Source organism: Kitasatospora sp. NPDC088783, from assembly GCF_044750705.1.
Classification (GTDB): Bacteria; Actinomycetota; Actinomycetes; order Streptomycetales; family Streptomycetaceae; genus Kitasatospora; species Kitasatospora fiedleri.
This window is the reverse complement of the sequence record NZ_JBIVKJ010000004.1, coordinates 595,324-620,179: the sequence shown is the minus strand read 5'-3', so window position 1 is coordinate 620,179 and position 24,856 is coordinate 595,324. Positions and strand designations below refer to the sequence as shown.

The following is a 24,856-nucleotide window of genomic DNA, read 5'->3' as shown; positions in this document are numbered from 1 at the left end:
TCGGAGCGGTGTGGGACCATGCCGCGTGGCCACGGTGATACAAGCCGACGAATCCGAGGAGTCCCGGACGACCCCGCCCCCGCCCCCGGCGCGGGCCGGGCGCGCGGACCGCGTCCGCCACCCCGCCGCGCTGATCCGGCTGGTCGCCGGGGTCTGCTGGATCCTGCTGGTGCTGCTGCTGGCCGGCTACGCCCGGTCCTCCGTCTTCGGCCTGGACAGCGACGTGGCCCGCGGCCTCGACCTGCTGCCCTGGCCGCCCGCCAAGCTCACCGCCGCGCTGTGCGGCGCCGCGCTGCTCACCGTCCCGCTCGGCTTCGCCGTCGACCGGGTGCTGCGCGCCGACGGCCGCCGGGTCGCCGACGCCGTGCTGGCCGCCGTCCTCGCCTACGGCCTCTCGCTCGGCCTGGACCTGCTGGTCGGCGACCTCGCCACCCTCACCCACCCGCTGCCCGTCGGCCCCGGCCGCACCGACCCGGTGTACGGGCACCTCGCGCCGGTGCTGGCCTTCATGACCGCCCTGGGCACCGCCGGGCGGCGGCGCTGGCGCACCGCGCTGGGCGTCACGCTCGGCCTGTCCGGGCTGTCCGGGCTGATCACCGGGTACGCCACCCCGCTGTCGCTGGCGCTGGCCCTGCTGCTGGGCTGGACCACCGCGCACGCCGCCCGGTACGCCGTCGGCGAGCCGGTCGCCTCGCCCACCGAGGGCCAGATCGCCACCGCCCTGGCCGGCTCCGGCGTCCGCCCGGACACCGTGCTCACCCTGGGGACCGGCCGCTACCTGGTCACCCAGCACGACGGCCGCCCCGACCTGGACGTCCACCTGCTCGACCGGTACGCGCAGGCCAGCGGGCTGCTCGGCCACCTGTGGCTGGCGCTGCGGCTGCGCACCGCGCCCCGCCCGCTCGGCCTGCGCCCGCTGCGCGCCGGGCTGGAGCACCAGACCCTGCTCGGCCACGCCGCGTCCGCCGCCGGGGCCCGCACCCGGCTGCCCGTCGCGGTGGTCGAACTCGGCCCGGACGCCGCCCTGGTGGCCTACCGGCGGATCGACGCCCGGCCGTTCGCCGAACTCTTCGCCGAGCCGACCGCGCCCGGCGACGACCCGTCCGACGGTGTCCGGTACGGCGGCCCCTCCGACGGCGGCCCGTCCGCCGACGACCCGTACGGCGACCTCCCCGACGGCCCCACCGATGCCGAACTACGCGACGCCTGGCAGCAGTTGGCGCTGCTCCAGCGGCGCCGGATCGCCCACCGCTCGCTCTCCCCGACCACCGTGCTGCTGGACGCCGAGGGCAGGGTCCACCTGGTCGGGCTGGCCCGCGGCGAGATCGCCGCGAGCGAACTGCTGCTGCGGCTGGACGTCGCCGGGCTGCTCGCCGTGCTGGCCGTGCACGCCGGGCCGGAACGGGCGGTGCGGGCCGCGATCGAGGTGCTCGGGCCCGGCCCGGTCGGCACCGCGCTGCCGCTGCTGCAACCGATCGCGCTGGCCCGCGACACCCGGGCCGCGCTGGCCCGGCACCGGAACCTGACCGCCGACCTGCGCGCCGAGGTGCAGCGCCGGATGCCGCAGGCCACCGCCGTGCCCGTCCGGCTGGAGCGGCTGCGCCCGCGCACCCTGCTCACCGTCGCCGCCTGCGTCGCGGTCGGGTACGCGCTGCTGCAGTTCCTGTTCGGCAGCGACGGCAACCCGATCGCCCTGGTCGCCCAGTCCGACCCGCTGTGGCTGGCCGGCGCGGCGCTCTGGGCGGCGGCCAGCTACCCCGTGGCGACCTTCGCGTTCAGCGGCTTCGTCCCCGAGCAGCTGTCGTTCCGCGCCACGCTGGCCGCCCAGACGGCCGGCTCGTTCGTGAAGGTGGTCGCGCCCGGCGGCGTCGGCGGCCTCGCCCTGAACACCCGCTACCTGCAGTGCGCGGGCATCCCCACCGCGCAGGCGATGTCCAGCATCGGCGTCAGCCAGCTGTTCGGCCTGGTGCTGCACATGCTCCAGCTCGCCGTGTTCAGCGCCCTGGTCGGCGTGGACGGCGCCCCGCCCGGGGCCGAGTCCGCCCCGTCGGCCGGCGGCTGGGTGCTCTGGCTGGCCGGGGCGGCCGGCGCGGTGGTCGCGGTGTCGGTCGCCGCGGTGCCCTCGCTGCGGCGGCGCGCCCAGACCCTGCTGCGGCCGCTGCGCGCCGAGGTGCTGCCGCGCCTGCTCGACCTGGCCCAGCAGCCCGGACGGCTGGCCACCGGGGTGGCCGGGCAGCTGCTGGTGTCGATGTGCTTCGTGCTGTGCCTGTACTGCTGCACCCGGGCGGTCGGCCAGGACCCGGCCTTCAACGCCGTCGCGGTGAGCTTCCTGGCCGGGAACGCGGCGGGCAACGTGATCCCGACGCCGGGCGGCGTGGGCGGGGTCGAGGCCCTGATGCCCACCATGCTGACGTTCACCGGGCACATCGACCACGCCGGTGCGATGGCCTCCGTCGTGCTGTTCCGGCTGCTCACCTTCATGCTGCCGGTGCTGCCGGGCTGGGCCGCCTTCGCCTGGCTCAAGCACCGCCGGGCGATCTGAGCCGAGCCCGGCGGCACCGGGGGCGAGGAGAACGGCGGGCCGAAGGCAGCGGCGGGCCGAAGGCAGCGGCGGGCCGCTACTCCCGGTAGTCCTCGTCCTCCAGCGCGACCTCGCGGACCTGCTCCACCGCGTCGCCCTCGTCCGCGGGTTCCGCGCCCCGCTCGCGCCGCTGCCGCAACACCTCCAGGTCGTCCACCTCCGGCTCGGCCGCCGCCCGTTCCTGGTCGGCGGCCTCCAGCACGGTCGGGGACTGCTCGTCCTGCTCGTCCTCGGGATACTCCGGGTTCTCCGCATTGACACGCATACCGCCAGTATCCGGCCGAACCCCGGGGAACCCGAGCCTTTCCGGCGGCGGGTCCCGAATCCGCCGCCGGGGCCGCCGCCGGGCCGCCGACCGGCCGGGGGCCCGTGCGGGAACCCGTACGGGCGGGCTCAGGACCCGGCGCGGAGCGGCCTCAGGACTGGGCGGGGGCCCGGCGCTTGGCGGACGGGACGACCAGCGGGGTGCCGGTCTCCGGGTCGGGGATGACCCGGCAGGGCAGCCGGAAGACCTCCTCGACCAGCTCGGCGGTGACCACCTCCTGCGGCGGGCCGGCCGCCACCAGCCGGCCGTCGCGCAGGGCGACCAGGTGGGTGGCGTAGCGGGCGGCCTGGTTGAGGTCGTGCAGGACGGCGACCAGGGTGCGGCCCTGCTCCTGGTGCAGGCGGGCGCACAGGTCGAGGACCTCCATCTGGTGCGCGATGTCCAGGTAGGTGGTGGGCTCGTCGAGCAGCAGCAGCGGGGTCTGCTGGGCCAGCGCCATCGCGATCCAGACCCGCTGGCGCTGGCCGCCGGAGAGCTCGTCCACCGGCCGGTCGGCGAGTTCGGCGACGCCGGTGTCGGCCATCGCCTCGGCCACCACCCGCTCGTCCTCGGTCGACCACTGGCGCAGCACGCCCTGGTGCGGGTAGCGGCCGCGGGAGACCAGCTCGGCGACGGTGATGCCGTCCGGGGCGATGGACGACTGCGGCAGCAGGCCCAGGGTCCGGGCGACCTGCTTGGCGGGCAGCGTGGCGATCGACCGCCCGTCCAGCAGCACCTGCCCGGCGACCGGCTTGAGCGTGCGGGACAGCGCGCGCAGCAGGGTGGACTTGCCGCAGGCGTTCGGGCCGACCACCACGGTGAAGGAGTGGTCGGGGATGTCGACGGTCAGGCCCTCGGCGATGGTGCGCTTGTCGTAGGCGAGGGTCAGGTCGCGGCCGGCCAGGCGCGGCTCGGGCTGGGCCATCAAGGGCTCCGTTCGGGACGACGGGACGACGGGGACGACGGGGTGGACGGTACTCGGGCGGCCGGGACCGGCGGGGACGGGCGGTCGGTCACAGGCGTCCGGCCCGGCGCTGGGTGGCGAGCAGCCAGACCAGGTAGCCGCCGCCGAGCACGCCGGTGACCACGCCGACCGGCAGCTGGCGGTCGCCGAACAGGTGCTGCGCGGCGAAGTCGGCGGTGACCAGCAGCGCGGCGCCGGTGCACATCGAGGCGGCCAGGTTGGGGCCCGGCGAGCGGGTGATCCGGCGGGCCAGCTGAGGGGCGGTCAGGGCCAGGAAGTTGACCGGCCCGGCCGCCGCGGCGGCCAGCGAGGCGAGCAGCACGGCGGCGCCCAGCAGCGCGATCCGCAGCCGCTCGGGGCGCACGCCCAGCCCGCTCGCGGCGTCGTCGCCGAGCTCCAGGGCGCGCAGCGCGGGGCCGCAGACCAGCAGCACCAGCGGGACGAGCACGGCCAGCGCGACCGCCAGCGGCCGGGCCTGCTCCCAGCCCCGTCCGTCCAGGCTGCCGGTCAGCCAGAGCACCGCGCGGGCAGCGTCCATCAGCTGGGTGCGGGTCAGCAGGTAGCCGTTGACGCCGGTGAGGATCGCCGCCGTCCCGATGCCGACCAGCACCAGCCGGGCGCCCTGCACGCCGCCGCGCCAGGCCAGCGCGTAGATCAGCACGCCGGTGACCAGGCCGCCCGCCACCGCGCCGCCGGCCAGCGCAGCACTGGAGCCGCCCGCCACCACGACCAGCAGCGCGCCGGTGGCCGCGCCCTGGGTGAACCCGAGGATGTCCGGGCTGCCCAGCGGGTTGCGCACCAGCGTCTGGAACAGCGCCCCGGCCAGCGCCAGCGCCGCGCCGACCAGCAGCGCGGTGGCCACCCGGGGCAGCCGCAGCCGGTTGACGATGAAGTCCTCGGCGACGCTCCCGCCGCCGAACAGCGTCCGCACCACCTCGCCGGGCGCGATCGGGTAGTCCCCGCGCCCGAGCGCCAGCACCCCCACCACCAGCGCCACCAGCACGGCCCCCGCGCAGACCGCCAACGCCCGCGGCCGGTACCGCACCGACCACCCGCCGACCCGCAACGTCCTCACGCCCCGGCCTCCCCGCCCCGCGCACGCACAGCCGCCGCCCGGGTGCCGCCGACCGCCGGCCGCCGGGTCCGAATCCGAATCCGAGTGGGTGTCATGCGCGGGCCTTCCCCCGTCGTGCGAAGTACAGGAAGAACGGTCCGCCGAGGACCGCCGTGACGATGCCGACCTGGAGCTCGCCGGGGCGGCCCAGGACGCGGCCGAGGACGTCCGCGCCGAGCAGCAGGACGGGGGCCAGGACGGCGCAGTAGGGGAGCAGCCAGCGCAGGTCGGGGCCGGTGAGGGCGCGGACCAGGTGGGGGACCATCAGGCCGACGAAGACGATCGGGCCGCACGCGGCGGTGGCCGCCCCGCACAGCAGGGTGACGGCGACGATCGCGGCGGCCCGGATCGCGGCCGGCCTGGCCCCGAGGGCCCGGGCCGCGTCGTCGCCGAGCGCGAGCGCGTTGAGCGGGCGGGCCAGGCCGAGCGCGAGCAGCGCGCCGAGGGCGACGAACGGCAGGATGCCGAGCACGGTGGAGGTCTGGGCGCTGGCCAGCGAGCCGACCGTCCAGAAGCGCATCTTGTCGAGCGAGGCGGTGTCCAGCAGCATCACGGCGCTGACGTACGAGTACAGGGTGGCGTTGAGCGCGGCTCCGGCCAGCGCGAGCCGGGCGGGGGTGGCCCCGCGTCCGCCGCCGACCGCGTACACCAGGACGGAGACCAGGGCGGCCCCGGCCAGCGCCCACCAGACGTACCCGGTGAAGGAGGTGACGCCGAGCACGGCGGCGGCGGTGGCGACGGCGGCGGCGGCGCCGGCGTTGATGCCGAGCAGGCCGGGGTCGGCGAGCGGGTTGCGGGTGAGGGCCTGCATGACGCCGCCGGCCAGGCCGAGCGCGGTGCCGGTGAGCAGCCCGAGCAGGGTGCGGGGCAGGCGCATCCGGTGGACGACGGTGTACTCGGGGGCGTTCGGGTCGAGCAGGCCGTGCCAGACCCCGGCGGGGCTCAGCTGCCGGGCGCCGAGGCCGAGGCTGAGCACCAGGACGGCCAGCAGCACGAGCAGCCCGGCGGCCAGGCCGAGCGCGCGGGGCGAGCCGCGGCGGGCGGGGGTGGCGGCGCCGGGTATCGGGAGGGAGCCGGTGGTGCTCAAGGGTGCTCCGGATCGGTCGGGGACGGGCCGGCGGGACCCCCGGGGGACCCTCCGTACCGGTACTTAGGTTAGGTTAACCTGCGTACGTCCGGCGGCTGCCGCCGGGTGCCCGCACCTCGGCGCCCCCACCGACGTGCCGCTCCGCCCTGCTCCGAACCGCCCGAACCGAGGTACCGCCATGTCGTCTTCCCCCCGCCTGACCCGCCGCGGCCTGCTCGCCGCGGGTGGAGCCACCGCCCTGGGCGCGGTGCTCGCCGCCTGCGGCTCCTCCGGCGACGGGAAGGCGTCCGGCGGGGCCGGGTCCGGCTCGACGGCGGCCGGCGGCCCGTGGACCTTCACCGACGACCGCCCGCAGGCCGTCACCGCGAAGACCGTCCCGAGCCGGGTGGTGGCCTTCACCGGCGCCGCCGCCGCGCTCGCCGACTTCGGCCTGGACAAGCAGCTGGTCGGCGTCTTCGGCGAGACCAGGACCGCCGACGGCAAGGCCGACCCGCAGGCCGGCAGCCTGGACGTGGACAAGGTCGAGATCATCGGCAACGCCTGGGGCGAGTTCTCGATCGAGAAGTACGCGGCGCTGCGCCCCGAGCTGCTGGTGACCCACATGTACGACCCGGGCGCGTACTGGTACGTGCCGGACGAGTCCAAGGACAAGATCCTGGCGCTCGCCCCGCAGGCGCTGATCTCCACCGGCCGGGTGACCATCACCCAGCCGATCGAGCACTACGCCAAGCTCGCCGAGTCGCTGGGCGCGGACCTCGGGGCGCAGCAGGTCGTGGACGCCAAGGCCCGGTTCGAGAAGGCGTCCGAGGAGCTGCGGCAGGCGGTCAAGGCGGCCGGCGGCGTCAAGGTGATGGCCTGCTCCGGCAGCGCCGACCTGTTCTACGTCTCCAACCCGAAGGTCTCCTGCGACCTGATCTACTTCGCCGAGCTGGGCGTGGAGTTCATCCAGCCGGAGAAGACCGACGGCGGTGACTACTACGAGGGCCTGAGCTGGGAGAACGCCGGCAAGTACCCGGCCGACCTGCTGCTGCTCGACCAGCGCTCCACCGCCCTCCAGCCCAAGGACCTGACCGCCAAGCCCTCCTGGGGCCAGCTGCCCGCCGTCAAGGCCGGGCAGATCACCCCGTGGGACGCGGTGCCGCGGTTCTCGTACGCCGGGTTCGCCCCGCTGATCGAGCGTCTGACCGCCGCGGTCCAGAAGTCCCGCAAGCTGAGCTGAAGGACCATCGGATGACCGGCCAGGCCCAGGAGTACGACTTCTTCCCGGCGCACGTGGTGCGCACCCGGCGGCTCGGCCCGACCATGCTGCGGGTCACCTTCGGCGGCGGGGCGCTGCGCGGCTTCGCGAGCGGCGGACGCGACCAGTCCTTCTCGCTCTTCCTGCCGCGGCCCGGCCAGGACGAACCCCTCCTCCCGTACCGGGAGGGCGAGGGCTGGTTCCAGGCGTGGCGGGCGCTCCCGGCGGACGAGCGGGCCGTGATGCGCTCGTACACCGTCCGCGCGCAGCGGACCGAACCGCCCGAGGTGGACGTCGACTTCGCCCTGCACGGCACCGGGGGCGGCGCGGGCGGGACGCCCTCCGGGCCGGCCGCCGGCTGGGCCGCGACGGCGGGGCCGGGCGCGCGGGTGGTGCTGCTCGGGCCGGCCGTCGCCGACAACCGCTCGGTGGCCTTCCGGCCGCCCGCGGGCACCGGCTTCGTGCTGCTGCTGGCCGACGAGACGGCGCTGCCCGCGGCCGGCGGCATCCTGGACCGGCTGCCGGCCGGCACCCGCGCCCTGGTCTGGATCGAGGTCCCGGACGCCGCCGACGTCCAGGACCTGCCCGCCCCGGACGGCGTGGAGATCAGCTGGCTGGTGCGCCCGCCCGGCGCGCCCTCCGGGCTGCTCGACGCCCTGCGCGCGGCCGACCTGCCCGACGGCGCCCCGTACGCCTGGATCGCCGGCGAGTCCGGCACCGTCAAGGAGCTGCGCCGCCACCTGGTGCGCGAACGCGGCGTCGACAAGCGCGCGGTGACCTTCTCCGGCTACTGGCGGCGCGGCGCCTCCGAGGACCGGCTGCGCGAGGAGGCGTACGCCGAGCCGTCCTGACCCGCTCCTCACCGCGGGCCGGTCCGGCCCGCCCCGACCCGCTGCTCCCCGAAGGCCCGCCCGGCACCCCCGGGCGGGCCTTCGGCGTTCCGCCACGGCGGCTTAATGCCCCCTCAGTGTTCTTGCAATCAAGTTGCAATAAGGTGGCACTCGCAACTGACCCTCCGTCGACCGAGAAGGGCTGCTCAGCCATGGGTGCCTACACGCTGCCTGACCTCCCGTACGACTACTCCGCCCTCGAGCGCGCGATGTCCGCCGAGATCCTGGAACTGCACCACTCCAAGCACCACCAGGCGTACGTCAACGGCGCCAACTCGACGCTGGAACAGCTCGCCGAGGCCCGCGACAAGGACCAGCTCGGCGGCCTGGTCGGCCTCCAGAAGACGCTGGCCTTCAACCTCTCCGGCCACGTCCTGCACTCGCTGTTCTGGCAGAACCTCTCCCCCGAGGGCGGCGACCGCCCCGAGGGTCCGCTGGCCGACGCCATCACCGAGCACTTCGGCTCCTTCGAGGCGTTCCGGAAGCAGCTCACCACCGCCACCGTCGGCGTCCAGGGCTCCGGCTGGGGCATCCTCTCCTGGGAGCCGCTCGGCCGGCGCCTGATCGTCGAGCAGGTCTACGACCACCACGGCAACGTCGGCCAGGGCACCACCCCGCTGCTCGCCTTCGACGCCTGGGAGCACGCCTACTACCTCCAGTACAAGAACGTCCGCCCCGACTACGTCACCCGCCTCTGGGACGTCGTCAACTGGCAGGACGTCAGCGCCCGCTACGCCGCCACCCAGGGCTGACCCCCGACGGCCGGGCGGACGGCTCCCCCCGCCGCCCGGCCACCCTCAGGCCCGGCCACCCTCAGGCCCGGCCCGGCCGCCGCGGGGCCCGCCCGGCCAGCGCGGCCGCGCCCAGGAAGGCCGCCGCCGCGACCAGCGCCGCGGCGTGCAGTCCGCGCACCGGTCCCAGCGTGCCCGTCAGGGTCCCGAACAGCGCCACGCCGAGCGAACTACCCGCCTGGCGGGCGACGTTGAACACCGCCGAGGCCGTCCCCGCCACCCCCGCCGGAGCCGCCTCCAGCACCGCGACGGTCGCCGCCACCACGGTCAGCGGCGTCGCCAGACCGGTCGCCGCCAAGGCGAACAGCAGCACCGGGTACGGGGTGTGCGGCCCGACCGCCAGCCAGCCCAGGAACCCCGCCGACCCCAGCAGCAGCGCCCCGGCCATCGTCGGGTACGGCCCGCGCCGGGCCGCCAGCCGGCTGGACAGCGGCGCCGCGAGCAGCCCCATGCCCACCGACGGCAGCAGCGCCAGCCCCGTCGCCCACGAGCCGTAGTGGCGCTCCTGCTGGAAGTGCAGCGTCAGGACGTACAGCATCCCGTAGTACCCGAGGCTGAGCAGCAGGCCGACCGCGTCGACCGCCGCGAGCCGGCCGTCGCGCAGCAGCGCGGGCGGCAGCAGCGGCACCCGGCCGTCCGGGTCCCGCCGCGACCGCCGCTCCAGGCGCAGCTCCACCCGGGCGAACCCGGCCAGCGCCGCCACCCCCACCACGAACGCCGCCGCCACCCACGGCGAGCCCCAGCCCCGCGCAGCGGCCTCGTTCACGCCCCCGACCAGCGCCACCAGGCCCAGCACGCCCAGCAGTTGGCCCGCCGGATCGCCGCGCCGCGCCGACCGCCCCGCCGACCGTCCCTCCGTCGTCGCCGCCGCCGCCGGACCGACGTACCGGTACGTCAGCAGCGCGGCCAGCGCCGCGACGGGCAGGTTCACCCAGAACACCCACCGCCAGCCCAGCCCGGCCACCAGCAGCCCGCCCACCGCCGGCCCCGCGCCGAACGCCACCGCCGAGACCAGCCCCCACACCCCGACCGCCCGGGCCCGCAGCGCACCGTCCGGGTACGCCGCGCGCAGCAGCGCGAACGAGGCCGGCACCAGCAGCGCCGCCCCCGCCCCCTGCGCGAACCTGGCCCCGACCAGCACCGCCCCCGACCCGGCCGCCGCGCAGAGCGCCGAAGCCGCCGCGAACAGCCCCAGCCCCGCCAGGTACAGCCGCCGGTGCCCGAACCGGTCGCCCAACCCACCGCCGAGCAGCAGCAGCCCGGCGAACACCGTGCTGTACCCGTCCACCACCCACTGGAGCCCCGCCGCCCCCACCCCCAGCGAGGCCCGGACGTCCGGCACCGCCACGTTGACCACCGTGACGTCGAGCATCACCAGGAAGTGGCCCAGGCTCAGCGCGACCAGCGGTGGCAGGGCGAGCCGCGCCACCGGCGGCCGGACGGGCGTCCGCGTCATCCGTACGAAAGTCATGACGGCAGTCTCCGCGCGGAACACTTCGCCGCCTGACGAACCGTGCCCGCCCCGGGCCGTCCTAGGCTGGAAGCGTGCCCGCTCCCTCTTCGCCCCCTGCGCCCCCTGCGCCCTCGTTGCCCTCCACCGGCCAGCCCGACGTCGCCCGGGCCGCCGCCCTGTTCGCCGACCCGTCCCGGGCCCGGATGCTCAAGGCGCTCAGTGACGGGCGCGACCTGTCCGGCGCCGTCCTCGCCGCCGAGGCGGGCATCGGCGCGCCCACCGCCAGCGCCCACCTGGCCAGGCTCGTCGACGCCGGACTGGTCACCGTCCGCAGCCACGGCCGCAACCGCTTCTACCGGCTGGCCGGACCCGAGGTCGGTCACGCCCTGGAAGCACTCGCCCTGATCGCGCCCCCGCTGCCGATCACCTCGCTGCGCGACAGCGGCACCACCAACGCGCTGCGCCGCGCCCGCACCTGCTACGACCACCTGGCCGGCCGGCTCGGCGTCGCCCTGATGGGCGCCCTGCTCGAACAGCGCCTGCTCACCGGCCACGACGGCACCCACCACCCGGCCACCGCCGTCCACGACCGCGCCTCCGGCTACGGCCACGACCACCACTACCGGCTCACCGCGTCCGGCCGGACCGCCCTGCACCGGCTCGGCATCGACCTGGACGCCCTGCCGCCCCGCCGCCCGCTGGTCCGCTACTGCGTCGACTGGAGCGAACAGCAGCACCACCTGGCCGGCGCCGCCGGAGCCGCCCTCACCGCCCGCCTGCTCACCCTGGGCTGGCTCCGCCACGGCGCCAGCCCCCGCGTCGTCCACCTCACCCCGTCCGGCACCACCGGCCTCGCCGACTGGATCGGCCTCCGGATCCCCGCCTGAGCCCTCCCCGCCCTTCCCCCGTCCCCTCCGCCGCCCGCCATCCCCTAACGTGGCCCCATGAACGCGGAACCCGACGACGCGGTACGGGAGTTCGAGCGCCACCGGCAGCGGCTGTTCTCGCTGGCCTACCGGATGCTCGGGTCGGCCGCCGAGGCCGAGGACACCGTGCAGGACGCGTACCTGCGCTGGCACGGCGCCGAACCCGGGCAGGTCGCGGCGCCCGGGCCGTGGCTCAACAAGGTGGTCGCCAACCTCTGCCTGAACCGGCTCACTTCGGCCCGGGCCCGGCGCGAGGAGTACCCGGGCACCTGGCTGCCGGAGCCGGTGGCGAGCGGGACGCTCGGGCCGATGGAGCGGGCCGAGCAGCGCGAAGCCGTCTCCTTCGCGGTGCTCACCATGATGGAGCGGCTCTCCCCGCCCGAACGCGCCGCCGTCGTGCTGCGCGACGCCTTCGCCTACAGCCACCGGGAGATCGCCGGCGTCCTGGACTGCACCGAGGCCGCCGCCCGCCAGCTCTACCACCGCGGCCGCAAGCACCTCGCCGACGAGGCCCCGGACCCCGGCCCCGTCGACGCCGAACAGAACGCCGCCCTGCTCGGCCGCTTCCTGCGCGCCGCCTCGGACGGCGCCCTGGACCAGCTCGAACAGCTCCTCGCCGCCCAGGTCGTGGTCTGGTCGGACGGCGGCGGCAAGGTCCGCGCCGCGCTCCGGCCGGTGCACGGCCGCACCAACGCGGCCCGCTTCCTGGCCGGCCTGTTCGAACGGTTCACCGACGGCGTCCGGTTCGAACTCGCCGAGGCCAACGGCAGCCCCGTCCTGCTCGGATGGGAGGGCGGGGACCTCACCTCCGTCGGCGTGCTGGACGCCGGGCCCGACGGCGTGACCGGCATCCGGATCCTGCGCAACCCGGACAAGCTCGCCCACTACGCGCGGCGGCACCGCGCACTGTCACAGAACGGCTGACCGCCCGGTTCCTACCGGGGAGAGCCCCACTGCTGCCCCCGCCCCGGAAGGAACCCGGACCATGAACGACCGCACCGACCTCGCCACCCCCTCCGCCCTCCCCTCCGCCCCCGACCGGCCGCTGCTGGTGACCGGCGCGACCGGCGTCCTCGGCCGCGAGGTGCTGCGCCACGCCCTCGCCACCGGCCGTCCCGTCCGCGCCCTCACCCGGCGCACCGCCCTGCCCGCCGACGCCGACACCGACTGGTGCACCGGCGACCTGACCGCCGGCACCGGCCTGGACGAGGCGTTCGCCGGCGTCGACGCGGTGATCCACTGCGCCAGCGACCCGCGGCACCCGAAGAACGACCTGCCCGCCTTCCGCCACCTGCTGGCGGCCGCCCGGCGGGCCGGCGTCCGGCACGTCGTCAACATCTCGATCGTCGGCGTCGACCGGGTTCCGATGGCCTACTACCGGATCAAGCTCCAGGGCGAGCAGCTCCTCGCCGGGTCCGGCCTCGGCTGGACCAACCTGCGCGCCACCCAGTTCCCGCAGCTCCTGGACGGCATGCTCCGCCCGCTCGCCAAGCTCCCCGCCCTCCCGATGCTCTCCCGCACCCCCGTCCAGCCCGTCCACCCCACCGAGGTCGCCGCCCGCCTCGTCGAACTCGCCCTCGGCGACCCGGTCGGCTCGGCCGCCGACTTCGCCGGACCCGAGATCCACCCCGCCACCGACCTCGCCGCCGACTGGCTCCGCGCCCGCGGCAGCCGCCGCCGCGTCCTGCCCCTGCACCTCCCCGGCCGGACCGGCCGCCTGCTGCGCGAGGGCGCCCTCACCTCCCCCGGGCACGCCTGCGGCACCCGCACCTGGGCCGAGTACCTGGCCGAACGCTAGCCCCCGCCCCGGCCAGCCCTCCCCCCTCCTCCGTCACCGGAAGGCGGGGCGGGCGTCCGCGGCCCAGGCGGCGAAGCTCCGCGCGGGGCGGCCGAGCACCCGCTCGACGTCCGGGCTGACCCGCTGCTCCTCGGCGAGCGGCGAGCCGAGGACGTCGAGGGTGCCGTCGAGCACCTCCTCGGGCATGAAGCGGGCCAGGTGCGCGCGGGCCTGCTGCCGGGTGAGCTCGACGAACGCGACCTCCTCGCCGAGGACTTCGCCGAGCTCCGCCACCTGCTGCCGGGGCGTGACCGCCTCGGGTCCGGTGAGGACGTACACCCGCCCCTGGTGCCCGTCCTCCCGCAGGGCGGCCGCCGCGACCGCCGCCAGGTCCGCGGGGTCGACGACCGGCAGCGCGACGTCCGCGAACGGGGCGTGCACCGTGCGCCGGGCGCGGACGCCGTCGGCCCAGGCGTACGCGTTGGAGGCGAACCCCCCGGCCCGCAGGATCGTGTACGCCAACCCGCTCTCCCGGACCGCGAGTTCGAACTCGCGGAGCCGGGCGTGCGAGACCGCCGCCGGCCGGGTCCCGGTGACCTGTGAGGAGAGCAGCACCACCCGCCGCACCCCCGCCGCCCGCACCAGCTCCAACAGCTCGGCGGCCGGCGCACCGGGGCCGTTGAGCTCGCCGGCCAGCAGCAGGAACAGTGCGTCCGCCCCCTCCAACGCGGGGGCCAGGCTCCCGAAGTCGGCCAGGTCGGCGGCCCGGTGGACGACCCCGGCCGGGAACCCGCCGTCCGGCACCCGCCGGGAGACCGCGGTGACCCGCTCCCCCGCCGCGGCGAGCAGGCCGACCAGCGGACGGCCGACGTTCCCGGTGGCCCCAGTGACAACGATCATGAACGTGCTCCTCAGTCCGTCAGGGCCCAAGTCCCTTGCCTGAGCGGCCTTTTCGGCCACGACCCGAAGCTAGCACCGGAAAGATACTAGGTACCTAGAGGAAACCGACCCCCCGCACCCACCCCCGCCCTACAGTGGGTACCCGCAGCAGAGCGACCGACGAGAGGGCGCACACGGTGGCCACCCGGAACGAACCCACGACGGACCGACCCGCCACCGACCACGGCAGCGCCCAGCCCTGCCCGATCACCCCGGTGCTCGACATCGTCTTCAGCCGCTGGACCACGCCGATCCTCTGGACACTCCACCACTTCGGCCGCCAACGCTTCGTCCAACTGAACCGGAACATCGGCCCCATCACCGCGAAGGTCCTCACCCAACGCCTACGCCAACTGGAACGCGACGGCCTGGTCACCCGCACCTACCACCCGGAAGTCCCACCCCGAGTCGAATACGAGATCAGCGAACTCGGCCGCAGCCTGGCCCCCCTCTTCGCCGCCCTCACCGACTGGTCCCACCACCACCTCCCCGAAGTCGAACGCGCCCGCACCGCCTTCGACACGACCACCCCCTGACGCCCCGGCCCGCAACGGGAAAAGCCCGGACCGCAGCGGACTGCGATCCGGGCTCCGTGGAGCCGCCCACCAGGTTCGAACCCATGGCCTGCGCATGGCAAGACCATGGGCGTTCGTCACACCGACCTCGTCCAGAGGCCTCCGGTCGCGCATGGCCGCACCAGCGGCACCACCCCGACCTCGTCGCCGGCTGCCCCACCGGTGCGGCCGGCGGTGAGGATCCGCTGGGGGCCGCTCAGTCGCGCCAGGCGCCCAGTTGGTCGAGTGCTTCCTGGAGTGGCTCGAACAGGCCGGCGGGGGCGGCCAGCGTGAGGTCGGGACCAGGTGCGGTGCCCGCGCGGCCGCCGACCAGGGCGCCGGCCTCGGCGGCGATCAGGGCCCCGGCGGCGTAGTCCCAGGGCTGCAGGCCGCGCTCGTAGTAACCGTCCAGGCGGCCGGCGGCGACGTCGCACAGGTCGATCGCGGCGGAGCCGCCGCGTCGGATGTCGCGGACCCGGGGAAGCAGGTGGTTGAGCACTTCGGCCTGCCGGGCCCGGCGTTCGGGGCGGTAGCCGAAGCCGGTCGCGATGAGGGCGCGGTCCATCGGAGGTGCCGGTCGCACCTGCAACGGGCGCCCGTCGAGGAAGGCGCCCGCACCCCGGACGGCGTGCATCCGCTCGCCGCGGGCCGGGATCTCCACGACGCCGATCGTCGGCACGCCGTCCACGTCCGCGGCGATGCTCACGCACCAGGAAGGCAGCCCGTAGAGGTAGTTGACGGTGCCGTCCAAGGGGTCGACGGTCCAGCGCACACCGCTGGTGCCCTCGGCGGCGGCGCCTTCCTCGCCCAGGATCGAGTCGTGCGGACGGCGTTCGGCCAGCAGCCGGACGATGAGCTGCTCCGCGGCGATGTCCATCTCGGTGACCACGTCGACCGCGCTCGTCTTGGTGGCGGCGACCGTCAGATGCTCCGGGCGCCCCTGGTCAAGTAGGGCACCGGCCCCCTCGGCAGCCGCCAGGGCCACGTCGAGCAGTTCGGCGTACAGCTCGGCGGACGGTTCTACGGGCTGGCGGGCATGGTCCATGGATTCACCGATCTCGGAAATGGACAGGGGGTTCCGGAGGCCCGATGACCCCGGCGACCCGTCGGATTATGGCACCCGGCGGCGGAGCCGTGAAACTCGGCGACCGGAGCAGGCGGACCTGCCGGTGGGAAACCCGATTGGTATTGCCTTTCCCGGGGCATCCGGTCTTACTATCGGCGGGTGACTACTGCGACCGCGCAGCATCTGCGCATTCTTCCGGAATCATTTTGCATCGAGCGCCCGGCCGACGAGGCCTCGGCCCTGGCGTCATCCTGGATCTCACTGGTCCGGGCTCCTGAGGGACTCACCCTGGTGCGCGAGGCGGACGAGCAGGCGGACGACGCGTCCGTCGAACGGTGGAAGGCGCTCTACAGCGGCGACACCGCCCACGCGCTCGACCTGCCGGGCGTGCTGTCCCTGCTCATCGCACCGCTGGCGGCCGCGGGAGTGCCGGTGTTCGTGGAGTCGACGTACAACGCGGATCTGGTGCTGGTGCCATCGGAGCGCCTGACCGACGCGCTGACCGTACTCCGCTCGGCCGGCCACCGCGTCGACGAGTAGGCCGGTAGCGGCCGGGCGGGCAGGCAGGCAGACCGGCAGACCGGACCACCGAGCCGGGGCGTCGATGACGCCCCGGCTTTCTCTCTGCCCGCCGAATGTCTGATTTGTCATGGAACGGGGCCCCGGTCGGCGCCTGCATAAAAGTGCACTACCCATGTGCGACGCCCTGGCGGCATACGGCACCGCCGCCGCTGCGGGCAGGATGGAAGCGAAGGCGTCCGGCACGCGGGGTGCCATTTTCGGCATGCGCCGATATTCCCCCGTCGATGCGCTCGGGCAGAAAAAGAAGAGGTTGAAGAATGACAATCGAAGTGGCTCTCCGGAGCGAACTCCCACTGAGCGAAAGCGGCGGGGTTCCCTGCTTCGAGCTCTCCGACGCGGAGCGCAAGGAAATGCAGGAACTGGCCGAAGAGCTCCTGGGCGCGTCGGACGTTCCGCTGGACCAGCGACTGGACCAGGTCGCGCTGTGGGCGGCCCGGTGCCCCGAGCGGCTGCAGGCCGCCCTGCTGCGGTTCCGGCTGACCGGGCGTCCGTACGGCGGCCTGGTCATCTCCAACCTGCCCATCGACGAGACCGTGGCCGGTCCCACCCCCACCAGCTACCAGGACGAGTCGGACTCGGCGGAGGCCCGTCGTGCCGCCGCGCTCCTGCTGCTCGTCGGCTCGCTGATGGGGGACCCGGTCTCCTACCTCAGCCAGCAGGGGGGTCGGATGGTCCTCGACCTGTTCCCGATCGCCGGCCACGAGGACCAGCAGCTCGGGTCCAGCTCCACCGTGAACCTTGAGTGGCACAACGAGGACGCCTTCCACCCGCTGCGGGCGGACTGGATCATGTTGCTGGGCCTGCGCAACCATGACCGGGTCCCCACCACCTTCGCCCCGGTGCAGGACGTCAAGCTGGACGAGGCGACCCGCGAGCGCCTGTTCGCCGAGGACTTCGTCATCCTGCCCGACGAGTCGCACACCGCGTCCTTCAACTCGGCCACCACCGGTGTCACCCCGGGCAGCAAGCAGGACGCCGCCTTCCGCGCCATCGCGGAGATGAACGAGAACCCGCCGCACACGGCCGTGCTGTCGGGGGACCCGGACGCGCCGAACGTACGCATCGACCCGGCCTTCATGCCGCGCGAGCTGCAGGGCGACGCCGCCGAAGCGCTGGACGAGATCATCGACCAGATCGACGTCCAGTTGCGGGACGTCGTACTGGTGCCCGGCGAGCTGCTGATCGTCGACAACAAGCGCGCCGTGCACGGCCGTCGCCCCTTCGCCGCCCGCTACGACGGTACGGACCGCTGGCTGCGCAGGATCAACGTCCTCGCCGACCTGCGGATCGCGGCCGGCCGCTGCTTCGGCGAGCACGGAAGGGCACTGGTGTGACCACTGCGGCGAAGAGCCTCATCGAGGGCCCCGCCTACGCGATCGGCGGCCCCACCGGCTACGACGAGGTCGTCGGGTTCTCCAAGGTCCTGCCCGCGCTCAAGCCGCTCGACGACCTCGCCCACCCGGACCTGCTGCTGTTCCAGACGCTCCACATCATGCCTGAGCTGTGCTGGTACACGATGCACCACGAGATCAGGCGGGCCGCGGCAGCGCTGTCGGACGGCAGTTACACCCGAGCCGTCAAGTTCCTGGACCGCGCCGTGCACCTGCAGCGGATGACGGTCGACCAGATCGACTGCCTGCGCGAGACCATCCCGCAGGCGGACTTCCTCGGCATCCGGGCCACGCTGCCGGGCAACGACAGCGGACTGGACTCGCCAGGTGCCAAGAACCTGCACCGGGTGGCCCGCCACCTGTGGCTGGTCTTCGAGGCGGCCATGGCGCGCCACGGTGCGCGGCCGGTTGACCTGATGTCCCGGGAGGTCGCCGAAGCGGCCCCGGCCGACGGCGAGATCAGTGGATTGGCCTCAGTCGCCCGCAAGTTGATGGAACTGGACGACGCGCTGCTGGACTGGCAGCAGGTCCACCAGCGGCTGGTGTGGTCCCGGGTCGGCGGCCACCCCAACTTCCGTGAGACGCCGAGCGAGGAGGGCGGTCCGCTGACCGCCACCGGAAAGTCGGGCCGCCCGGTCGACCTGCTGGACAAGTTCGCCGTGCGGCTCCACTTCGCGGAGTTGTGGCGGGCCGCGCAGATCGTCTCGATGCGCGAATCCGCGAGCTACTGATGGTCGAACCACTCGCCGCTCCGCTGGCCACCGGCCCGGCGGCCCTGCCGGACTTCGACGCGGTGCACCGGCGCCACCCGGCGCTGGCGGACTTCCGCCGACGCCTGGGCGGGACCGCACTCGTGCCTCTGCCCGGGCCCGTCGGCGGCGCCACCGTCCTCGGGAAGTGCGAGTGGGAGAACCCGCTCGGCTCGATCAAGGACCGGGTCGCGTACGCGCTGCTGTGCTCGGTGCTGGACGAACACGGCGACCGGCCTGCGGCCGACCTGCGGCTGCTGGAGTACTCCGGTGGCAACCTGGCCCGGGCGCTGGGGCACCTCGGCTCCCTGGTCGGGGTCACCCTGCGCTTCGTGCTGCCCGCGGCGACGCCGGCGGCGGTCGTCGAGGAGCTTGCCGGGCGCGGTGTGTCCGTCCGACTCGTCGACGGGGCCCGCGGGTTCACCGGTGTCATCGAGACCGCGCTGGAGATCGCCGCCCGGGAACCCGAGTGGCGGCTGCTCTACCAGCACCGCAACCGAGTCAACCCGGCCTTCCAGGAGGCCACCACGGGGCAGGAGCTGATCGGGCAGCTGGCAGGCCGGGTGCCCGCCGCCTGGGTCGCGTCGATCGGCAGTGGCGGGACCCTGCTGGGGGTGCGTTCGGCGCTCACCACGGTCAACCCCGGACTGCTGACGGTGGGCGTCACCCCGGCCGAATTGCCCTACGGCAGCGCGCAGCCGCCCAACGGCATGCCCAAGTACCAGGGGGCCACCGGACTCGGAGACGGCCTGCGCCAGCCGTTTGCCCGTTGCTGCGAGCCGGAGTTGACGCACCGGCAGGTCGGTTACCGGGAAGCGCTGCGCGGCATGGCCGAACTGCGACGGCTGACCGGCCTCACCGTGGGCAGCTCGGCCGCGGCGAACTGGCTGGCGGCCTGCGAGGTCGCCGACCGGCTCCCCCCGGACGCCGTCGTGGTGACCGTCCTGCCCGACGCGGGATCCGCCGAGGACTGGCAGCGGGCCCGGCAGCTCGACGGCTGAACCCCCGTCCCCGCACCCACTGCTCCCACCGCGCGCCCGGACGCGGCGCGCCCCCAGGCCCACCGTCCGCCCATCCGCCCCTACCGCGAGGCAGCACATGCACATCGTCCTGATCGAGACGACCTCGGTCCGCGGCTTCGACATCGTCAAGACCCTGTCCCGGGCCGGCATCGAGGTGTCCTTCGTCGCCGACGACATGGACTTCTTCCGCGGTGACCTCGGCTTCGAGGACGTCGAGTACGCCACCCGCGTCGTCGAGGTCCCCGGGCTGGCCCGGGCCTCGGACCTGGCGGAGCGGCTGGAGGGCCGGCTGGGCCCCAATCCGGTCGACGGCGTGATCTGCCGGGTCGAGGACTACCTGGAGGTGGCCAGCCGTCTCGCGGCCACCTGGGGGCTGCCGCATGACAACCCGGCGGCGGCCCGGCTGCTGTCCGACAAGGACGCTGTCCGCCGGCGGCTGGCCGAGCACGGTCTCGGCACGCTGCGCTGGCGCGGGGTGACCGGCAGCGCGGAGGGCTTGGCCGCGGTCGAGGAGATCGGCCTGCCGGTCGTGATCAAGCCGGTCTTCGGCGGCTACTCGGTCGGCGTCACCGTGGCCCGTACTCCGCAGGAGGCCGGCCGGGCCCTGCACGCCATGTTCGACGCTCCCGGTGCCGCCGGCCGCAAGGCGGTGGTCGAGGAGTTCGCATTCGGCCGCTACGTCAGCGCCGAGATCATGGTGCAGGACGGCGAACCGCTGCTGCTCGGCTTCACCGAGCAGCGCGCCCAGCCCCCCGGCATCACTGCGGAGACGGGGCGTCACTTCCCCGCGGAGTTCCCCGGCATGGGCGCGGCCCGCGAGTTCGCCCTCGCCGCCGTGCGGGCCGCCGGGATCACCAACAGCGCCGTGCACATGGAACTGGTGATCACCCCGACCGGTCCCGAGCTGATCGAAATCAACGGCCGGGTGGCCGGGCACGTGGTGACCCGGCTGATGTCCCTGGCACTGGACCGACCGGTCTTCTTCGACCTGGTGGCGCTCGCCACCGGGGAGCGGCTCAACCGGGTGGTCGAACCGGTCCGGTCCGCCGCGCTGCGCCACCTGTGGACCGAGACGGCCGGGACGGTGACCGGCATCACCGCGCCCGAGGGACCGCTGCCCGGGCTGGAGAGCTACGAACTCTCGGTCGCGCCGGGCTCGGCCGTCCTTCCGCTGCGCAGCAACTGGGACCGCATCGGCTACCTGGTGACCACCGGCGAGACCGGGGAGGACGCCTGCGCGGATGCGGAGGCCGCCGCCGCAGCGGTCCTGGCCGGAGTGGTCGTCGAGCCGACCGTGCCCGCTGAACCGCCCCAGCCGGTCGAGGAGGCCCAGGCCGGGCCGGAAGACCGGGCCCCGCACCTGCTCCTGCTGCTCGACGCCGCCGAGCGGGACGGATTTCCCGTCCCCGCAGGGCAGCTGCTGGAGTCCGTCGGCAACGTCACCGGGCGGGTCAGCGTTGTCTGGCTCGGCGACGGGGCCGCCGCGATCGCCGGTACCACCGCCACCGCCACCTCGGGCGGCACCGCCGAGGAGCGGCAGAGCCGCGATTTCTGGCACCGCCGGTTCAACGGCAGCTGGCAGCGCGCCGAGGACACCGACACGGTCCGTGCCGCCGTCGAGCGGATCCACCGAACGGACGCGCTGACCGGCGTACTCACCTTCTCCGCCCGACTGCTGCCGCTCGCCCGGCGCCTCCAGCACGACCTGCGGCTGCCCCAGACGGCCGGCTCCTCGGCCCCGTACGGCGAGCTGCCCGCCGACCGCTCGCACGCCGTGCTCGCCGTGGTCCGGGCCGGGCAGTGCGTGCGCCTGGGCGTGCTGGACCGCGAGGTCGATCCGGAGGGAACCGAGACCTGGCAGTTCCCTTCGACCCTGGAGCAGGCCGAGCAGGCCGTGCTGACCGCCGCAGCCGAGCGGGTCCTGGCCGACCGGGGCGTCACCGACGGCATCGTCGAGGTCTGGACGCCCGCCGACGACCCTGCGGCCGTCTCGATCCGCTGGGGCCTGGACGCGGCGGTCCATGACCTGGTCGATGCCGTACGGAGCCGCAGCGTTCTGGAGAGCACGGTGACGGCCGCGATCGGCCGCCCCGCCCGTCCGCTGCCGGCCGGCCCCGCTCGGCACGCGATCACCCGTCGCCACACCGCGCCCTCCGGCAGCCGGCTCGGCCACGCCCGCACCTGGGCGGACCGCACCCTGCGCCACCCTGAGATGGTTCAGGCCCGCGTCGACACCGGCCCGGACGGCGCACCGGTCGCCCTGACGTACACCGTCGTCGGCACCGACCCGGCCGACTGCCGGCAGCACCTCGCCCGGATCGAGCGCGGCCTCCCCAAGCCGGTGCCGGTACGGGAGCGCACCCACGTGCTGCTCCTTGACCGCGTCGCGCCCGAGGAGGCGTTCCGTGCTGACGGCAGCCCGCTGCTCGACCCGGCCGGGTACAAGCTGACGGTCGTCGCCGGATCGTCCGGTGCGCGGACCGCGATCACCGACGACCTGGTGCTCACCGACGTCTTCGAGCCCGCCCGGCTCGACGCGCTCGTCGCGGCCTTCCACCGGGTGGACCCGTTCCACCGGATCGCTGCGATCCCCGAGCGGCTGCTGCTTCCGGCCGCCGGGCTGCGGGACCGCCTGGGCCTGCCCGGGGACGGCCGGCAGCTGGTCGGCTCCTTCCGGGACAAGGCGCTGATGAAGGAGCGCGCCGCGCGGGCCGGCATCCGGCACGCGGCCGGCGGGATCCTCAGCGACCCGCACCAGCTGCGCGCGGCGGCCGCCGAGGGGGTCGTGGTCGTCAAGCCCCGCTCGGAGGCGGGCTCCCGCGGTGTGTCGATCCTGCGCGACCCGGCCGCCGCCGACACCTGGCTGCGCGAGAGCTTCCAGCCGGACGCCTACCTGTACGAGGAGTACGTCGCCGGCCGGATGTGCCACATCGACGCGCTCGTCCACGCCGGCCGCACCCTGTGGGACGTGTCGCTGTACGTCTCCGACACCCTGTCGCACACCCGGGGCGAGCCGCTCTCCTCGGTCACCAGCGGCGACCCGCAACTGCGCACGGCGGCGGACGCTTTGCTGCACCAGGTCATCGAGGGGTGGCGGGTGCGCAGCGCCGTGCTCCACCTGGAAGCCTTCTGGGACGGCACCGAGCTGACCTTCTGCGAGGTCGCGGCCCGCCCGGGCGGTGCCGGAGTGGTGCCCGCCTTCGAACTGACCCGCGGCATCGACCTCGACCACGCCAAGGTGCTGATCGACGTCGGCGACGACCCCTGGACGCTCACCACCGAGCCGGGCCACGCCTTCGCCGGCTGGACGGTGCACTACGCCGCCGACGGGGTGCTGACCGCCTACGACGACGGCGCGGTCGCCCCGGCGGCCGCGGTGCGTCGGCTGAACCGCGCGGTCGGCCAGCCCACCGCCGCCGCCGGGTTCGCCGGCAGCGGCTTGTCCCTGCACGTCTTCGGCGGTGCGCGCGAGGAGGACGTCCGGGCCCTGGTGGCCACCGCCGAGGCCGGGATCACCTTCACCGTGGAGCAGCCGTGAAGCGCCGCTGCGGCCGTCGGGCGGCGCACGCCGTCCCGCTGCACCGCGTGGTACTGGAGGACCTGCAGACGGTGATCGACCGCGACCCGTCCAGGCGGTCCCGGGCGGAGGCCCTGCTGCACGCCCCCTGGCGGGGGCTGGTGCTGTACAGGCTGGCCCACTGCCTGCACCTCCGCGGACACCGGTTCCTGGCCGCCCTGCTGACCCTGCTCGGGCGCCGGGTGGCCGGGATGGAGATCCATCCCGGCGCGCGGATCGGCCGCCGCTTCTTCGTCGACCACGGCTTCGGCGTGGTGATCGGGGAGACGGCGCTGGTCGGTGACGACGTCACGCTCTACCACCAGGTCACCCTGGGCTCGCGCGGTTGGTGGGACCCGGCGGAACGGGGCGGGCGCCGGCACCCGAGCATCGGCGACCGGGCCTCGATCGGCGTGGGCTCCTCAGTGCTCGGGCCGGTCCGAATCGGCGACGACGTCCACATCCCGGCGCACCGGCTCGTCCTGGAGGACCGGCCCGGGCAGGACGCCGACGCGGCCTTCGGCGCACCCGTCGTTCTGGACGGAGTCGGCCGATGACCGCCACCGCCCCGGCCGCCGCCCCGGCCCCGGTCCGGCCGGACCGGCTCCGGCGCGATGCCCGCTGGCTGCTCGCCGGCGGTGCCGCGGACTCGTTCGGCTCCGGTCTCAGCGCCGCCGCCGGAACGCTCTACTTCGTCACGATGATCGGCCTGACGCCGGCCCAAGTCACCACGACCATGGCGGTGGGATCGGTGTTCGGGCTGCTCACCCCGGTGCCGGTGGGCCGGCTCGCCGACCGGATCGGCCTGGTGCGGGTGTACACCGCGCTGCTGCTGCTGCGCGGTGCGGCCGCCGTCGGCTACGCGCTCTCCACCTCGTACGGCGTGTTCTCGGTCTTCCTGGTGCTCACCCTGGCCCTGGAGACCACGACCTTCCCGCTCCAGCAGTCGCTGATCGCGACGCGGTTCGAGGGGGACGCCCGGCGCACGCTGCTGGCCAAGATCCGCGGGGTGCGCAACGCCGCCATGGGCGCGGGCGCCGTCCTGGCCGGGCTCGCCCTGTCCGGCGGGTCCCGTACGGTGGTCGTCGCCGTGCTGCTCGCCAACGGGTTCAGCTTCTTCGTGCTGGCCGCGGTGGTCGCCGGCTTCCGCCGTGGCGCGGCTCTTCGACCGCCTGCGACCGACCCCGGACCCACCGGTTCCGGGCACGGGGTGCTCCGTGACGCGGGTTTCCTGACGCTGTGCGGTCTCAACAGCCTGATCCTGCTGCACGACACCCTGCTGCTGGTCGTCATGCCGCTGTGGGCGGTCACCGTCCTCCGTCTACCAGTGGTGGTGCCGGGCTGCCTGATGGCGCTCAACACGGTGCTGTCGGTGCTGCTGCAGTTCCTCTTCGCCCGAAGTCCACGCCTCACCGGAGCGACCGGGCGGTGCCTGGTGGTCGCCGTGACCGCGCTGGCGGCGGCCTGTGCGGTGTGCGCCCCGGCCGGGCCGGGCCCGCTGGTGGTCCGCCTCGGGCTGTGCGTCCTCGGCGTCGTCCTGCTGACCGTCGCCGAGAACTTCCACTTCCTGGCCAGCTGGGAGATCGCGCACCGGCTCAGCCCGGAGGCCCGGTACGGCGAGTACATGGGTGCCTTCAACACGGGCGCCGCCGCCCAGAACATCGTCGGCCCCCTGCTGGGCTCCGGCGTGGTGCTGGCCTCCGGGGCGGTCGGCTGGCTGGCGCTGGGCGCCGTCGTCTCGATCGCGGGGGCCGGTTTCGGGGTGCTCTCCGGTCGGCTCGCCCGCGCCCGCACCCCCTGACCCCCTGTCCGCGCAACCGCCGTCGTCCGCACCACCCGTCGTCCGCACCACCGTTCACAAGGAGAAACCCGA

Annotated in this window: 22 protein-coding genes; 15 read left to right on the top strand and 7 right to left on the bottom strand. The window is 74.9% G+C overall.

The annotated features are described in order from the left end of the window. Nucleotides 1–25: 25 nt before the first annotated feature. Nucleotides 26–2,542, top strand: a complete 2,517-nt coding sequence (locus ACIP60_RS15315; protein WP_400683922.1) for a YbhN family protein — start codon at nt 26–28, stop codon at nt 2,540–2,542. A 76-nt stretch (nt 2,543–2,618) separates the two neighbouring features. Here ACIP60_RS15315 and ACIP60_RS15310 read toward each other — a convergent pair whose 3' ends face one another. From ACIP60_RS15310 to ACIP60_RS15295, 4 genes are all read right to left on the bottom strand, one after another. Further along, complete coding sequence (locus ACIP60_RS15310) at nt 2,619–2,846, bottom strand: hypothetical protein (RefSeq protein ID WP_400683919.1); 228 nt, start codon at nt 2,844–2,846, stop codon at nt 2,619–2,621. A 151-nt stretch (nt 2,847–2,997) separates the two neighbouring features. Further along, nucleotides 2,998–3,810 (bottom strand): ABC transporter ATP-binding protein, encoded by an 813-nt coding sequence (locus ACIP60_RS15305; protein WP_100837570.1) that lies wholly within the window; start codon nt 3,808–3,810, stop codon nt 2,998–3,000. Nucleotides 3,811–3,898: 88 nt separating this feature from the next. Continuing rightward, nucleotides 3,899–4,924: a FecCD family ABC transporter permease gene (locus ACIP60_RS15300; protein ID WP_400683916.1), complete on the bottom strand. Its 1,026-nt coding sequence runs from the start codon at nt 4,922–4,924 to the stop codon at nt 3,899–3,901. A 91-nt stretch (nt 4,925–5,015) separates the two neighbouring features. Beyond that, the gene (locus ACIP60_RS15295) at nt 5,016–6,050 is read right to left on the bottom strand and encodes a FecCD family ABC transporter permease (RefSeq protein WP_400683914.1); all 1,035 of its coding nucleotides are present in this window, start codon (nt 6,048–6,050) and stop codon (nt 5,016–5,018) included. Between the two features lie 178 nt (nt 6,051–6,228). Here ACIP60_RS15295 and ACIP60_RS15290 point away from each other — a divergent pair, with 178 nt between their 5' ends. The 3 genes from ACIP60_RS15290 (at nt 6,229) to ACIP60_RS15280 (ending at nt 8,929) form a co-directional block, all read left to right on the top strand. Continuing rightward, nucleotides 6,229–7,269: an ABC transporter substrate-binding protein gene (locus tag ACIP60_RS15290; RefSeq protein ID WP_400683912.1), complete on the top strand. Its 1,041-nt coding sequence runs from the start codon at nt 6,229–6,231 to the stop codon at nt 7,267–7,269. Between the two features lie 11 nt (nt 7,270–7,280). Next, nucleotides 7,281–8,138, top strand: coding sequence for a siderophore-interacting protein (locus ACIP60_RS15285; RefSeq protein WP_400683910.1), 858 nt, complete (start codon nt 7,281–7,283; stop codon nt 8,136–8,138). Between the two features lie 191 nt (nt 8,139–8,329). Further along, on the top strand, nt 8,330–8,929 hold the full coding sequence (locus tag ACIP60_RS15280) for a superoxide dismutase (RefSeq protein WP_400683907.1): 600 nt from the start codon (nt 8,330–8,332) through the stop codon (nt 8,927–8,929). Nucleotides 8,930–8,990: 61 nt separating this feature from the next. Here the strand turns inward: ACIP60_RS15280 and ACIP60_RS15275 are convergent, their stop codons facing one another. Then, nucleotides 8,991–10,439, bottom strand: coding sequence for an MFS transporter (locus tag ACIP60_RS15275; protein WP_400683905.1), 1,449 nt, complete (start codon nt 10,437–10,439; stop codon nt 8,991–8,993). A gap of 74 nt (nt 10,440–10,513) precedes the next feature. Between ACIP60_RS15275 and ACIP60_RS15270 the strand changes: the two genes are divergently transcribed. The 3 genes from ACIP60_RS15270 to ACIP60_RS15260 all read left to right on the top strand — a co-directional run bounded on the left by ACIP60_RS15270 (nt 10,514) and on the right by ACIP60_RS15260 (nt 13,145). Continuing rightward, complete coding sequence (locus ACIP60_RS15270; protein WP_400683902.1) at nt 10,514–11,308, top strand: ArsR/SmtB family transcription factor; 795 nt, start codon at nt 10,514–10,516, stop codon at nt 11,306–11,308. Nucleotides 11,309–11,365: 57 nt separating this feature from the next. Next, complete coding sequence (gene sigJ / locus ACIP60_RS15265; protein ID WP_400683899.1) at nt 11,366–12,271, top strand: RNA polymerase sigma factor SigJ; 906 nt, start codon at nt 11,366–11,368, stop codon at nt 12,269–12,271. A gap of 61 nt (nt 12,272–12,332) precedes the next feature. Next, complete coding sequence (locus ACIP60_RS15260; RefSeq protein WP_400683896.1) at nt 12,333–13,145, top strand: SDR family oxidoreductase; 813 nt, start codon at nt 12,333–12,335, stop codon at nt 13,143–13,145. Nucleotides 13,146–13,178: 33 nt separating this feature from the next. On the opposite strand, the gene ACIP60_RS15255 is transcribed toward ACIP60_RS15260, so the two are convergent. Beyond that, nucleotides 13,179–14,024 carry an NAD(P)H-binding protein gene (locus ACIP60_RS15255; RefSeq protein ID WP_400683893.1) on the bottom strand — a complete coding sequence of 282 codons (846 nt, stop codon included), beginning with the start codon at nt 14,022–14,024 and terminating at the stop codon, nt 13,179–13,181. Nucleotides 14,025–14,269: 245 nt separating this feature from the next. Here ACIP60_RS15255 and ACIP60_RS15250 point away from each other — a divergent pair, with 245 nt between their 5' ends. After that, on the top strand, nt 14,270–14,599 hold the full coding sequence (locus ACIP60_RS15250; RefSeq protein WP_400684204.1) for a winged helix-turn-helix transcriptional regulator: 330 nt from the start codon (nt 14,270–14,272) through the stop codon (nt 14,597–14,599). A gap of 235 nt (nt 14,600–14,834) precedes the next feature. Here the strand turns inward: ACIP60_RS15250 and ACIP60_RS15245 are convergent, their stop codons facing one another. Continuing rightward, nucleotides 14,835–15,662 (bottom strand): inositol monophosphatase family protein, encoded by an 828-nt coding sequence (locus ACIP60_RS15245; RefSeq protein ID WP_400683890.1) that lies wholly within the window; start codon nt 15,660–15,662, stop codon nt 14,835–14,837. Between the two features lie 180 nt (nt 15,663–15,842). On the opposite strand from ACIP60_RS15245, the gene ACIP60_RS15240 reads away from it, so the two are divergent. From ACIP60_RS15240 to ACIP60_RS15210, 7 genes are all read left to right on the top strand, one after another. Further along, on the top strand, nt 15,843–16,223 hold the full coding sequence (locus tag ACIP60_RS15240; RefSeq protein WP_400683888.1) for an ACT domain-containing protein: 381 nt from the start codon (nt 15,843–15,845) through the stop codon (nt 16,221–16,223). Nucleotides 16,224–16,522: 299 nt separating this feature from the next. After that, nucleotides 16,523–17,599, top strand: coding sequence for a guanitoxin biosynthesis L-enduracididine beta-hydroxylase GntD (gene gntD / locus ACIP60_RS15235; RefSeq protein WP_400683886.1), 1,077 nt, complete (start codon nt 16,523–16,525; stop codon nt 17,597–17,599). Next, the gene (locus ACIP60_RS15230; RefSeq protein WP_400683883.1) at nt 17,596–18,387 is read left to right on the top strand and encodes a hypothetical protein; all 792 of its coding nucleotides are present in this window, start codon (nt 17,596–17,598) and stop codon (nt 18,385–18,387) included. The genes gntD and ACIP60_RS15230 overlap by 4 nt, the downstream gene beginning before the upstream one ends. Further along, nucleotides 18,387–19,406, top strand: coding sequence for a pyridoxal-phosphate dependent enzyme (locus ACIP60_RS15225; protein ID WP_400683881.1), 1,020 nt, complete (start codon nt 18,387–18,389; stop codon nt 19,404–19,406). Before ACIP60_RS15230 ends, ACIP60_RS15225 begins: the two co-directional genes overlap by 1 nt. A gap of 97 nt (nt 19,407–19,503) precedes the next feature. Then, nucleotides 19,504–22,965, top strand: coding sequence for an ATP-grasp domain-containing protein (locus ACIP60_RS15220; RefSeq protein WP_400683879.1), 3,462 nt, complete (start codon nt 19,504–19,506; stop codon nt 22,963–22,965). Further along, nucleotides 22,962–23,540, top strand: a complete 579-nt coding sequence (locus tag ACIP60_RS15215) for a serine O-acetyltransferase (RefSeq protein ID WP_400683877.1) — start codon at nt 22,962–22,964, stop codon at nt 23,538–23,540. Before ACIP60_RS15220 ends, ACIP60_RS15215 begins: the two co-directional genes overlap by 4 nt. Further along, nucleotides 23,537–24,784 (top strand): MFS transporter, encoded by a 1,248-nt coding sequence (locus ACIP60_RS15210; protein WP_400683875.1) that lies wholly within the window; start codon nt 23,537–23,539, stop codon nt 24,782–24,784. Before ACIP60_RS15215 ends, ACIP60_RS15210 begins: the two co-directional genes overlap by 4 nt. Nucleotides 24,785–24,856 lie beyond the last annotated feature (72 nt).

Coding starts and splice junctions, on each gene's coding strand:
- ACIP60_RS15310 (WP_400683919.1), bottom strand. CDS start 2,846: ATGCGTGTCAATGCGGAGAACCCGGAGTATCCCGAGGACGAGCAGGAC.
- gntD (WP_400683886.1), top strand. CDS start 16,523: ATGACAATCGAAGTGGCTCTCCGGAGCGAACTCCCACTGAGCGAAAGC.
- ACIP60_RS15245 (WP_400683890.1), bottom strand. CDS start 15,662: ATGGACCATGCCCGCCAGCCCGTAGAACCGTCCGCCGAGCTGTACGCC.
- ACIP60_RS15260 (WP_400683896.1), top strand. CDS start 12,333: ATGAACGACCGCACCGACCTCGCCACCCCCTCCGCCCTCCCCTCCGCC.
- ACIP60_RS15280 (WP_400683907.1), top strand. CDS start 8,330: ATGGGTGCCTACACGCTGCCTGACCTCCCGTACGACTACTCCGCCCTC.
- ACIP60_RS15220 (WP_400683879.1), top strand. CDS start 19,504: ATGCACATCGTCCTGATCGAGACGACCTCGGTCCGCGGCTTCGACATC.
- ACIP60_RS15285 (WP_400683910.1), top strand. CDS start 7,281: ATGACCGGCCAGGCCCAGGAGTACGACTTCTTCCCGGCGCACGTGGTG.
- ACIP60_RS15210 (WP_400683875.1), top strand. CDS start 23,537: ATGACCGCCACCGCCCCGGCCGCCGCCCCGGCCCCGGTCCGGCCGGAC.
- ACIP60_RS15255 (WP_400683893.1), bottom strand. CDS start 14,024: ATGATCGTTGTCACTGGGGCCACCGGGAACGTCGGCCGTCCGCTGGTC.
- ACIP60_RS15225 (WP_400683881.1), top strand. CDS start 18,387: ATGGTCGAACCACTCGCCGCTCCGCTGGCCACCGGCCCGGCGGCCCTG.
- ACIP60_RS15290 (WP_400683912.1), top strand. CDS start 6,229: ATGTCGTCTTCCCCCCGCCTGACCCGCCGCGGCCTGCTCGCCGCGGGT.
- sigJ (WP_400683899.1), top strand. CDS start 11,366: ATGAACGCGGAACCCGACGACGCGGTACGGGAGTTCGAGCGCCACCGG.
- ACIP60_RS15275 (WP_400683905.1), bottom strand. CDS start 10,439: ATGACTTTCGTACGGATGACGCGGACGCCCGTCCGGCCGCCGGTGGCG.
- ACIP60_RS15305 (WP_100837570.1), bottom strand. CDS start 3,810: ATGGCCCAGCCCGAGCCGCGCCTGGCCGGCCGCGACCTGACCCTCGCC.